Below are 12626 nucleotides of genomic sequence, written 5' to 3' on the forward strand. Positions count from 1 at the left end.
TCCCTATATAGTTATAAATTCTTCAATTCCGCCAGATTTAAGAATTTCCTTGATATTGGTCTTGTTACTGTCTGACTTAAACCCATTATCCTTAAATACAACTCTGCTACTTTCAGGTGATAATTCTTTTATTTTTGCTAAAATACCCTTAGCAACCTCTGTTGTAATCTCATTATCAAGGCAAATCATAAGCATGCCATAGCCAATAGAATAAACCTTTTTCTGTGCAATTGTAAACTCATCAACTGGATAGGTTAAGTCAAGACCGTATTTAAGCATTATCTCATAGACAACATCAAGTTCAGTCCTACCTTCTACAAAGTTGTCTACATAATCTAATAAAGATTGCTCTAAATTATCATAGTCCGGCTGCCATTTTCGGATATTAGAAGTGTCAAGCTTAAACACCTTAAAGCCGATATCAAGGTTTTCTATATTCCCTTTATCTTTATATTTTTCTTTGATTTTTTCTCCTGCACGGCGGATACGCTCTTTGCCTATCTCACATATGTTTTTATAACCTGCTTTATAGGCTTCAGATTTTTCATCAGTTGGCTCTGGAAGCTGAACCATAATAAATTTACGCTCGCCGCCATCTTTCGCGTTAAGTTGCATGACAGCGTGAGCGGTGGTAGATGAGCCAGCGAATAAGTCGAGGATTATACCGTCTTTCGTACAACCTATTTCACAAAAATCTTTTAGTAAATTAATAGGTTTTGGATTAGAAAAAATTCGTTCTCCTAATAATTCCTTTACTTCATTTGTTCCATTTCCACTGCTATATTCAGCTTTATAAAACAATGTCTTTGGCTTTTTAGATGGAATATCTCCAACTGATGGTCTTTGTTTTTTGTATATACTTACATTGCCATTATCGTAAGAAACTATTACATTGTAATGTTCATTTATAAATTTATTTTTACTCCAACGCCATGACATTTCTTTTCCATCAGTCAAAGGATAAATTTCTTCGCTACCTTCAAAATATTCTAGACTCCATTTATCTTTAGAAACATAAATCGGAAACCAAAGGTTCGGTCTTTTTTCTCTAGGAGCATTGACTCCTGTTGCTTTTAGGTTTGCTCCTTTTTTAAAATAACCATATTCATCTTGTTCCCATTCATTTAACTCCTCATCTTCTATTGCAAACTCATTAAATAAAGCTTCATCCCGTTTTTTAGAGTATACAATTGTATATTCATGGGTTCCAGCAAATGCAAACTCATCTTGATTTCCTTTTAAATTCATAACCGTAGGTAGCATTGCGATAAAATTATCTTCTCCAAACACCTCATTACAAATCTTTTTAAGATTATCAACTTCATTATCATCAATGCTAATAAAAATGACACCATCGTCTGTAAGCAAGTTTCTAGCTAACCTTAATCTCGGATACATCATATTCAGCCAGTTGGTATGATAACGACCGCTAGTTTCTGCATTTGTGCTTATTGCCTTACCATTGCCATCCACTTGTCCTGTAATTCTCTTGTAGTTTTCAAGACTATCATGGAAATCATCGTTATAAACAAAATCTTTTCCTGTGTTGTAAGGTGGGTCAATATATATCATTTTAACCTTACCATAATAGCTTTTTTGTAAAAGCTTTAATACTTCTAGGTTATCGCCTTCTATATAAAGGTTTTCTGTTGTATCCCAGTTTTTACTTTCTTCTTTACACGGTCTTAATGTTCCTAATGAAGGTGTTTGAGATAAACGCAAGGCTCGTCCTTTACCATTCCAAGTGAAGTTGTAGCGTTCGTTGCTATCTTCTACATATTCGCCTAATACTTGTTGCAGTTTTTCAAAGTCTATTTTCCCTTCTGTAAAGACTTCTGGGAATAGCTGTTTCAATTTTTGAATATTTTCTTCTGCTATATCAGGGGTCTTACCCGTAAGATTAGTCTCTTTCATTCTTTATCTCCTCCAAGCAATTTATTTTTGTTCTGTTCCAATCTCTTTATCTCAATATTCAGCTCCATCTTGCGATTAAACTGGGTTTCCTTTTTTAGTTTAGACCGTAGACTTATAGTTTTTTGTTCTATTTCTTCTATCTTAGCCGCAATTTCCCTTGCCTCTTTACCTGTTATATTATTGTCTGTAGGCATAATAGATGATAGATTAAAAATACTGATAGCATCTACAATATCACTATAAAGTGTATAAAGGTTAGTAAACCTCATTTTCTTTATATCAAGTTTATTGAATAAAACACTTTTGCTCTCTAGCCAATCAGTGAAAACAAGTTCATCAATGGTATTTCTACTGCTATCACTTTGGTTGATCCTCTGATGAGCTACATAAAACTGTATTTTATCTTCCAGCTTAAATATTAGCAGCATAGGGTAGGGGATAGTCCTCATAATAATCTCAGCTATTCTGTTAAGCCCATATTCTTTATTTAAAATAACTTCTATAACTTCAATTTCCGGATATTCTCTTACTTCATCCTTATAGGCCGGTATGTTTATTGTTTCAGGTTTAAGACAATAAAGCCATATTATCTTGTTTATGGTATCTGTAAACAAAGATTTATCAGTAGTAGATAAATTTGCATTTTCATAAAAGAGCTTTTTGTATATTGTACTACCAATAAAGCAGCTATCAGGGATGTTCAAAAAATTGTAATCATCCATGGCTACTCCCCCTAACCCTTTATGACCAAAAATGTAATCAGTTCAAAATCCTCAATACCATCAAAGGTTCTTTTCGGCATGGTGGTGCCGCCTTTGCTAAAGAGGCTGGCCACTCCAATCTCCTGCTTCTTGCCTAATATGTTTTCAATGGAAGCTTCCAACAAATCGGAATAATGTTTCATTTTACGACCATCATTGGTCTCTTTATTAAACTCCTCTACCAACTCTTTAAATACTTCTTTTTGTCCGGAGCATAGCTTTTTATAGTAATCCAATATCTTCTTGGCATGAAGGAAAGATAGCTTTACTTCCCCATCATCTGCAATATAAACCATATAATAAGGAAATAGAGGATTCTGCTCTTTGCTTTGCTGTTTCCCTTTGACTTGTCTAAGGGTAAAAATCACTCCTGGCTTTATAATATCTTTTACGCTTTCGTCTATCTTTGCAACAGCATACATTCCATTTGGTGCTTCATCCAAAAGCTTTCTGTTCTTTTTCATATATTCCATAAGTTCAATCTTAAAATCATTAAAGGTCAGATCTGTTATCGATATGCCTCCCGATATATCTTCTAAGTCCACAACCTCTTTCTGAAGCCTTTCAAGCTGCTTCTTACGGTATTCGAGGTCTCTCATCTCTTTGCCAGAGTCTGTTTCTATAATATTCTCCTCACCTGTGGCAGACACATCTAATAAAACCATCCTGCCTCTGACACGCTGTTGGAGGTTTATATACTCGTCTAAGTCCTTGGTAGCCCAGAAGTTTACCAGCTTAATAGATTGGTTTTGCGAACCTATACGGTCAATACGCCCAAATCTTTGTATAATTCTAACTGGGTTCCAATGAATATCATAATTTATTAGATAATCGCAGTCCTGAAGGTTCTGTCCTTCAGATATACAGTCCGTTGCAATAAGTATATCTATATATTCATTGACTTCAGGATATACCTTAGAGCATTCCTTTGATATAGGAGAAAACAAGGTCAATACAGTATTTATATCTGACATCTTAATAGACTTTTTAATTCCCTTTGGTATAGGTAAATTAGAATAATTATCACCACTACCTGTTACAATAGCCGAATAAATGCCTCTTTTTGCAAAGTGGTCGGCTAGATTTTCATATAAATATCGGGCTGTGTCTGCAAAGGCTGTAAATACGATAACCTTTCTGTTTTCAGGATTTATTGGATTTTTAATTTTGTTTTCTATAATGGTTTTAAGTTCTAGTAGCTTTGCATCTCTATCAGGTGTAACATTCATAGCTTCCAATAAAATGGTTTCCAGCTTGTCCTTATCTAACAACAAGTCTTGCTTCCACTTTATTAGGTCCATATCTTTAAGTAATACCTTTACGTTGTTACCAAACATGAGATTGTCAAACTCTGGGTCGTCTATATCAATATTATTGATGTCCAATTTTGCATCATAGTCAAATTGCATTTGTTCTACGGCTTCGATGGCCTTTTCTATTTTATAGAGGATGTTCTCAACGGTTAAAGCAAAGGATTTGATAGAACTTTCCAACCTTTTTAATATACCAACACGCATAAGACCGACAAGACTTTGCTCCCTATCTGTCTGTCTAAAAACACTATTATTTGAACCTACTACCATATCGTATTTTTCTTCATAGGCAGCTCTTTTTTCAGGAAGCACATAAGCCAAAGGTGAGTAGACACACAGGGTCAGTTTCTTAATAAGTCTATTGATTTCCTCTATAGGCGGGAACTCTCCTTTGGCATCAATTATTGGATATCTGTTTTCAGGTGGTAGCCTTGTGGGAAACTTACCTATCTCCTCTAAGTTATAATACTTTTCTATATGCTTTCTAGAGCGAGCAATTGTTACGGTATCTAGTAGTTTGAAATAATCTACATCCATCATGTTGACAAAGGTTTCAGTTGTTCTTTCATGTTCAGGTAGTTCAGACCATCTGTTGAACACAGTCTGTGCCTTTCTAAGGATAAATTCAATACTATCCAGACCAACGTTCTTAAAGGCATCATCCCTGCCTTCAGTTATAAAGGCTATTTGGTTTTTAATATCATTCATCCTATTGTTTACAGGGGTTGCCGATAGCATGAGCACCTTTGTTTTAACGCCAGCTTTTATAATATCATTCATAAATCGCTGATAACGAGTTATACGCCCTTTGACTGATGGGTTGTTCCTAAAGTTGTGGCTCTCATCTATTACCACAAGGTCATAATTAGACCAGTTTAAAGTTGCAAGGTTAATCTCACCAGAGTAACCGCTTGTCCTGCTAAGGTCAGTGTGGTTAAGAACATCATAATTAAATCTGTCAGCTGAAAAAATATTACGTTTATCGTTTAGGGTATAAATAGTCCAGTTTTCACGAAGTTTCTTAGGTGCTAGTACAAGAACTCTATCATTCCTGAGTTCGTAGTATTTAATTACAGCCAATGCAGTAAAAGTTTTTCCAAGTCCCACACTGTCAGCTATAATACAACCATTGTACTTCTCAATTTTGTCGATGGCTCCTATAACAGCGTCTTTCTGAAACTTATAAAGCTTATTCCAGATTTGGGTCTCTTTAAAACCTGTGTGACTTTTAACAATGCTATCCTCTGTTAGTTCATCAAGATAATCATAGAATATATTATAAAGAGTTACAAAGTAGATAAACTCTGGAGTATTTTCTTTATATAGGATACGCATTTGCTCAAGAACCTTATCTTTTACATCTTGAACAGCAGTATCATCCTCCCACAGTTCATTAAAAGCTTGTAAAAAACCAATAGTATAGTCCTTACCATATAAACACATATTGCTATCCAATCTGTTGGAAGGAGTAATACCCAGGCCATCAGAAGTAAAGTCAACAGTTCCATTTATTGAAATATTATCTTCAGAATTTTCTATGTAAACTAGCCTTGGCTGAGCAGGATTTGCTTGTCTTAAAGATTTTATTTCTGCTTTCTTTTCTAGCCACTCGGCACATTCCTTGGCTATGGCTGCCTGCTTCATTTCATTTCTAAGCTTTATTTCAAATTCATTGCCAGATATCTTTTTTTCAGGGTTGCGCTCTATGTAATATTCCCTTATAAGTTCTTGGTCCTTATGTACGAAAGTAGGTTCAGTAAATATGAACCTCATATTTTCTATCTTGCTAAGTTCTTTTTTAAGTTCGGCATAAGCATAGATAGTAAAGTAAGCTGATATAACTGATAACTTTGAACCTTTGCGAAGTTCAGTCTTTAATTCATCAACTACCCTATACTTTTTATTATCCAAAACCTTAGGTGATTTCATATACTCAATCCTCCGACACTAATTTGTCTATGTCTTTATTCACTGACTTCTTCTTATCCCTAGGTCTGTCTGCAGGTTTTTCTGCATCTTGGGTATGACCTAACTTAAAGACTCCTGGTATTCTCTATTCATCACAGCGGACTCTAAATGGAATGGATAGGCCTGATTTAATGAACCTTGAAAGATTTCTTATCGACATACATCCTGAAGGCTATAGAAACTTTGAATGTTTGAGCTTGCGAGTTTCAAAGTTTCTAGAATTCAGGATGTATGGAGATTATAGAAATCTCAAGGTGAAATTTAAAGGCCGCTCATTCCATTAGAGGACGCTTTATCCTTAATTTATATTTTAGCATAAAAATAAAGAAAGCTTTTTGAAAAATTTTCAAAAAAACTTTCCTGAGTTGAATTTGTCAACAGTCTAGCTTTTTACTTTAATAAAAAGTTATAATTTCTACAATGCATTAGAGCAAAGTCTTCTTTATTATTTTTTTGAAAGAAGGACTTTGTTATATTCTATTCCAGGAAGGACAACCCTAAATAAATTTCTATTATAAATATTATAAAACTTAGCTCCTCCTATATCTTTGAATGCTTCTTTTATCTTACCTATTCCCATACCACTACCTAAAAACCTCATCTTATCATCCATAATTATTAGTCTTTGATGAATCCAAGCATTTCTTCTTGATGGATTTTTTTCTCTTAGTATCGAATTTAAAGTATCCCCGTAAGTTAATGTTCCTGGATTGCTAACTTCAACCTTATTTTTACCTATATATATATTTGTTTCTCTATTTAAATCAAAATAGTCTCTATGAACTAAACTATTTCTTACACACTCAAGAAAACCTTCTAATGGATAATCATAACTTTGAAAAATATATTTTATGTAACTTTCTACCTCATCTAAAATGTATATTATATTCCCTTGAAAAACTTTTATAATAGACTCATTTTCTAAGTCAAGAGTAACTCGTACAGATGATCCTAATATATGTTTTTGAGGATATTTACCAAATACTAATAAACCTCCTAAAGTTGGATGATATTTAGCTTCTTCCGTCTTTACACATATCCCAAGGTTTTCGAGTAATTTTATTGATATTTCTTCTTTTATATTTATTTTTTGGCAATACTTATAAACTAACTTTTCATCTATTTCATCTATAAAACTATTATAAATAGGCATCATTTCAGAAGATATTATTGCATTTTCCTTAAACATATTTGCTATTTCATACCTTCTAGCCACATCAGTTGTTGATCCTCTCCTTATATAAAATGCTCCATTTTGTCTTATCTGGTGAGGTCTGTGTCTACTTTTAAATATGGTTAGTATCCCTAAAATTTTATTTTTATACTCTATATACTCCATTCTTATTGGAATTGGTGGATCTATTCTGTTTGCAATAACTTGCTGTATTTTTTCTTCTATATCATTATCTTTTTGTACTCCTACAACCTTTTTAGTCTTATCTTCTATACCAAATATTATATAACCTCTCCCACCGTTAGTATTGGCAATAGCTGCTATATCTTTTGCTAATTCTTTTTTTTCTGATTCTGTATCTAAACTTAACTTGAGTTTATAATCTAGTTTAGGACCTTCATTTTGTTTTATTAACGAGTCTATTTTGAGTCTATACATCTTTAATCCTCTCCTAAAGAGCTTATTTACATTAAATTATGATATTTTTTAAGTTTTTATAACTATGTGTTATAATAAAAAATAGAGGATAATCTTTAAACAGGGGGAAGACTTTATGGATTTTAAGCAACTAGAAACACTTGTATACGTAGCAAAATATAAAAGTTTTTCAAAGGCTGCAAAAGAACTATTTTTAACGCAACCTACAGTAAGTAACCATATACAAAACCTTGAAAATGAACTTGGAACAGTTCTTATAAACAGGAATAACAAAGGGATATCTCTTACAAAATCAGGAAAAATATTATACGATTATGCACTCGAGATAATGAGTATAAAACAAAAAGCTCTTTATAGTTTAGGGGAATATTCTGGAAAAATAGAAGGAGTAATAGAGATTTCATCAAGTTCTATTCCTAGTTCATATATAGTCCCTGAAATATTAAAATCATTTAGTTGTGATTTTCCATATGTTAAGTACATATTAAATCAATGTGATTCTCACGATATAATAGAGTCTATAATACAAAACAATATAAATTTTGGATTTGTAGGAGGAAAAGTTCAAAGTTGCCAGATAGATTATATAGATTTAATAGGCGATGAACTAGTTTTAATAGCCCCTTATAACTATAAAATCAATCATCAAAACGGGTATATAAACATAGAGGATATAAAAAAAGAAAAACTCATAATGAGAAAAGAAGGTTCTTCTACTAGAAACCTTATAGTATCACAGCTAGACAAACATAATATATCTTTAGATAGCTTTAACATTATAGCTCATGCAGAAAATTCAGAAACTGTTAAGAAAATGGTAATGCATGGATTAGGAGTTTCTATAATTTCAAATAAAGCTATTATAGATGAAATTAATTTTAATCTGTTAAAATCTTACAAAATAAAAGATTTAAATCTTAAAAGAAGGTTTTATCTTGCATATACTAAAACTAAACCTTTTACACCTCTTGAAAAAAAATTTATAGATCATGTTATAGATTTTTTCAGTTTATAAGGGAGTATTACACTCCCTTATAATTTCCTATGCATTATAAAATACCTTATATGCTTTATACGTTTCGTAACAATCAACTTTACTAACAAGTTCTACAGGAGAATGCATACTAAGCATAGGAACTCCACAATCTACTACTTCAGCTCCGTAGTTTGCTAAAATATATGCTATAGTACCACCTCCACCTTGGTCTACTTTTCCTAACTCTCCAACTTGCCACGTTATATTATTTTCATTGAATATCTTTCTTATATACGCTAGAAACTCTGCATTAGCATCATTAGATCCAGCTTTCCCTCTAACTCCTGTATACTTAGTAACAACTACGCCATGACCTATGAAAGCTGCATTTCTTTTATCTAAAACATCAGGAAAATTAGGATCAAATCCTGCAGTTACATCTCCTGATAAAACCATTGAATTTGCTAAAGATCTTCTAAGTTTTAAATCACAGTAGTCTTCTTGTAAATTTATAAGTTCTGCTACTGTATTTTCAAAAAATCTAGACTCCATACCAGTATTACCCATAGATCCTACTTCTTCCTTGTCAACAAATAAAGCAACTGAGGTATATTTTGGATTTTCAGTTTCTAATATAGCCTTTAATGCAGCAAACGAACAAACTCTATCATCATGTCCATGAGCTGCAATCATAGATCTATCTAGCCCTACATCTCTTGATTTTCCAGCTGGAACAACTTCTATTTCAGCCATAGTAAAGTCTTCTTCTGTTATACCATATTTATCATTTAAAAGCTTTAAAACATTGAATTTAACTTGTTCTTTTTCTTGATCTTCACTTGGCATATGGCCTATTAAAATATTTAACCCTTCACCAGTAATACCTTCACCTAATTTTTTCTCGTACTGATCTTTTGCAAGATGTGGAAGTAGATCTGTTATATAAAATACAGGATCGTTTTCATCTTCTCCTATAACTATTTCTACCTTCGTTCCATCAGCCTTATGAATTATTCCATGTAAACTTAAAGGAATAGCTGTCCACTGGTATTTTTTAATCCCACCATAATAATGAGTTTTTAATAAAGCTAAATTTCCATCTTCATAAAGAGGAACTGCTTTTAAGTCTAATCTTGGCGCATCTACATGGGCTCCTACTATTTTCATACCCTTTTCTAAACTTTCTTTTCCTATTACAAATAATGCAACAGATTTGCCCTTATTTTCAGCGTATATTTTATCACCTTCATTTATTTTTCCATTTTTAAGTGCTTCTTGTAAAGAAATAAATCCATTTTCTTTAGCCATACGTACTATCTCTTTTACACATTCTCTTTCTGTTTTTCCGTTGTCTAAAAAGCTCATGTATTCTTTCCCATAGCTCATTACTTTTTCGATCTCATTACTACCTAGACTTTTCCAAGCATTTTTGAAATCATGAGTTATTTTCATTTTCTATTCCTCCATATAGTAAAATTTTTATGTACTATTTTTAGTATATCACAATTTTCAGAATATAAAAGAAAATATTAACTCTTAAATTTTCTTTACATTATTCTTATAAGCGTATATAGCAACCTTTGTTCTATCATCTAGTTTTAATTTTCTAAGTATACTAGAGACATGGTTTTTAACTGTTTTTTCACTTATAACTAGCTTTTGTGATATCTGCTTGTTACTAAGGCCTTCAGCTATACAGCACATAACTTCATATTCTCTTCTTGTCAAACTATCTATTCCCTCTTTTTTGTCTTTAGTTTTCTGTGCGTTTATTTCTTTAAACAGTTCACCTGCTAAATTAGGATGAACATATACCCCTCCATTATTTACATTTATTATAGCTGAAACTAAACTAGATGAGTCTAAATCCTTTAAAATATATCCATTTGCTCCTATATTTAAAGTTTCTAACAAATACTCTCTTTCATCATATATCGTAAGCATTATAACTTTTATAGAAGAGTCCATATTTTTTAGCTTTCTTAATGTTTCTATACCATTTAATTTTGGCATATTTATATCTAAAAGAATAACATCTATATCAAGCTTTTTAAACTTTTCAATTGCATCAAGGCCATCACTTGCTGTATCTACTACATTTATATTATCTTCAAGTTCTAGTATTCTCTTTAGTCCTTCTCTCATTAAAGCGTGATCATCTACTATAAGTACATTAATTTTAGTTTTCATACTCTACCTCCTTATTAGGAACTATAAATATTATCTTTGTGCCTTGTCCTATTTTAGATTGAATATCTAATTTTCCATCTAAAAGTGAGATTCTCTCTTTCATAAATCGTATACCAAATGAATCTTTAGAAATTAACTTTTCACATTCCTCAAGTCCTATTCCATCATCCTGTACAACAGCGCATATATTTTTTTTATTTATATCTATTTTTATCAACACATTATTTGCTCTTGAATGTTTACATATATTATTCAAACATTCTTGAATAACCCTAAATACAGTTATCTTAACTAAAGGATTATTTATTTTTTCATTATTCAAAACTACAAATTCTATATTAATTTTTTTATCATATATTATATCTGAAATAACCCTTTTGATAGTTGGAATTAATCCTAGATCATCTAGAGAAGACGGACTAATATCATACATTATCTTTCTTATATCTTTCAAAGTATTTCTTATTATGCCTTTTATGTCTTTTATTTCTTCTTTCAAAAGAGTTATATCCTTATCCATAATCTTTTCTAATACCTCAGATCTTATAACTAAAGAAGCTAGACTCTGAGCTGGTCCATCGTGTATATCTCTTACTATTTTTCTTCTTTCTTCTTCTTGAGCTTTTATTATATTCATTCCTATCTGGTTTTTATCTTCCAACGCACTAAGTTTTTCAGATACATTTTTTAAGTCTCCAATTAAAAAGTCCATAACAGATTTCATCTTATACATATAATTTTCAGCTTTTTGTGCTATTTGCATATTTCTTTTTAATCTTACCTCTAAGTCATTTCTTGCTTTTATCAAACTTTTCTCTTCTTCTCTTTTAAGAATAAGCCTCATTTGAGCATGTGTTGCTTCTTGGTATGCATTTTTTATATCATCTTCAGTATATTTGTTAAAATCTTTACTTACTATAAATAATTTGTTTCTAAATCTTTTTTCTTCTTTTTCTAGGATAGAAACCTCATTTATTATTATCTTAACTTTTTCTTTTAGCTCAGAAAGTTCAAGCTCTATTTTTTCTGTTTCTTCTTTTACACTTTCATATATACAAAACATTTCATCTTGACCACTTTTTATAGAACTAACTATATTCTCTATAATTTTATTCATATTTTCTAAGTTCACTTCTTTTTCCATTCTATCCCTCTTTATCTCATAAGTTTTTCACAGAAATTATACTATATATATATCTATATTAATATATTACTTAGTATCTATTTTTGTCAAAAAAAGAAGAATGCTTAGCATTCTTCTTATACACTCATCAATACTTCTTTTTCCTCTTCACTTAATACTTTTTCAAGATCTAATATTATAATCATTTTATCTCCAAGTTTTCCTATTCCTTGTATATATTTTTTATCTACTCCAGATACTATCTCTGGTGGAGGGTCTATAGAGTTTTCATCAATAGACACAACTTGTGATGCATCATCTACTAAAAAACCTACTAATTTATCTTTTATATTCACAACTATTATTCTAGAAGCTTCATTTTCATTTTCTTTAAGATTAAATCTTTTCTTTAAGTTTATTATAGGAGTTACATCTCCTCTTATATTTATAATTCCTTCAACAAAGCTTGGTGTGTTAGGAACCTTTGTAGCTTCTTTAAATTCACTTACTTCCTTCACTGTCATTATATCAACACCATATTCTTCTTTGTTTAGTTTAAAGATTACATATTTTTTTTCCGCCATAATAATCCCCCTTATTAAACTATTTCTATATTTTCAAGCCTCTTTTTAAAATCTTCTCTAAAAGCTTTTAGATACTCTTTTCTTAATCTTTCTTGCTCTTTCTTTTCTATTTCTGTTAAACCTTCTGCTTTTGATTTTCTAGCTAAGTAATTTATTCTATCTATTTTTTCTTTAGGTAACATTTT

10 protein-coding genes are annotated in these 12626 nt (G+C 31.3%); 1 reads left to right on the top strand and 9 read right to left on the bottom strand.

Annotated features, from left to right (window positions below):
* Nucleotides 1–3: 3 nt before the first annotated feature.
* From JWYL7_RS06425 to JWYL7_RS06440, 4 genes are all read right to left on the bottom strand, one after another.
* On the bottom strand, nucleotides 4–1914 hold the full coding sequence (locus JWYL7_RS06425) for a site-specific DNA-methyltransferase (protein WP_066070611.1): 1911 nt from the start codon (nucleotides 1912–1914) through the stop codon (nucleotides 4–6).
* A complete protein-coding gene (locus JWYL7_RS06430) occupies nucleotides 1911–2636 on the bottom strand; it encodes a DUF4391 domain-containing protein (RefSeq protein WP_066070614.1) in 726 nt (241 codons plus the stop codon). The genes JWYL7_RS06425 and JWYL7_RS06430 overlap by 4 nt, the downstream gene beginning before the upstream one ends.
* A gap of 11 nt (nucleotides 2637–2647) precedes the next feature.
* Entirely contained in the window at nucleotides 2648–5917 is a 3270-nt protein-coding gene (locus JWYL7_RS06435) for a helicase-related protein (RefSeq protein ID WP_066070617.1), read from the bottom strand.
* 484 nt (nucleotides 5918–6401) lie between these two features.
* Nucleotides 6402–7568 carry an RNA/DNA-binding domain-containing protein gene (locus JWYL7_RS06440; protein WP_066070620.1) on the bottom strand — a complete coding sequence of 389 codons (1167 nt, stop codon included), beginning with the start codon at nucleotides 7566–7568 and terminating at the stop codon, nucleotides 6402–6404.
* A 115-nt stretch (nucleotides 7569–7683) separates the two neighbouring features.
* Here JWYL7_RS06440 and JWYL7_RS06445 point away from each other — a divergent pair, with 115 nt between their 5' ends.
* Nucleotides 7684–8583: a selenium metabolism-associated LysR family transcriptional regulator gene (locus JWYL7_RS06445; protein WP_066070622.1), complete on the top strand. Its 900-nt coding sequence runs from the start codon at nucleotides 7684–7686 to the stop codon at nucleotides 8581–8583.
* Between the two features lie 27 nt (nucleotides 8584–8610).
* Here the strand turns inward: JWYL7_RS06445 and JWYL7_RS06450 are convergent, their stop codons facing one another.
* From JWYL7_RS06450 to JWYL7_RS10175, 5 genes are all read right to left on the bottom strand, one after another.
* Entirely contained in the window at nucleotides 8611–9996 is a 1386-nt protein-coding gene (locus JWYL7_RS06450; protein WP_066070625.1) for an aminopeptidase, read from the bottom strand.
* A gap of 84 nt (nucleotides 9997–10080) precedes the next feature.
* Complete coding sequence (locus tag JWYL7_RS06455) at nucleotides 10081–10734, bottom strand: response regulator (protein WP_066070629.1); 654 nt, start codon at nucleotides 10732–10734, stop codon at nucleotides 10081–10083.
* The gene (locus JWYL7_RS06460) at nucleotides 10724–11878 is read right to left on the bottom strand and encodes a sensor histidine kinase (protein WP_066070631.1); all 1155 of its coding nucleotides are present in this window, start codon (nucleotides 11876–11878) and stop codon (nucleotides 10724–10726) included. The genes JWYL7_RS06455 and JWYL7_RS06460 overlap by 11 nt, the downstream gene beginning before the upstream one ends.
* 116 nt (nucleotides 11879–11994) lie before the next feature.
* Entirely contained in the window at nucleotides 11995–12441 is a 447-nt protein-coding gene (locus JWYL7_RS06465) for a chemotaxis protein CheW (protein WP_066070634.1), read from the bottom strand.
* A gap of 14 nt (nucleotides 12442–12455) precedes the next feature.
* Nucleotides 12456–12623, bottom strand: a complete 168-nt coding sequence (locus JWYL7_RS10175; RefSeq protein ID WP_072280196.1) for a DUF896 domain-containing protein — start codon at nucleotides 12621–12623, stop codon at nucleotides 12456–12458.
* Nucleotides 12624–12626 lie beyond the last annotated feature (3 nt).

Source organism: Alkalithermobacter thermoalcaliphilus JW-YL-7 = DSM 7308 (assembly GCA_001584565.1).
Classification (GTDB): domain Bacteria; phylum Bacillota; class Clostridia; order Peptostreptococcales; family Peptostreptococcaceae; genus Alkalithermobacter; species Alkalithermobacter thermoalcaliphilus.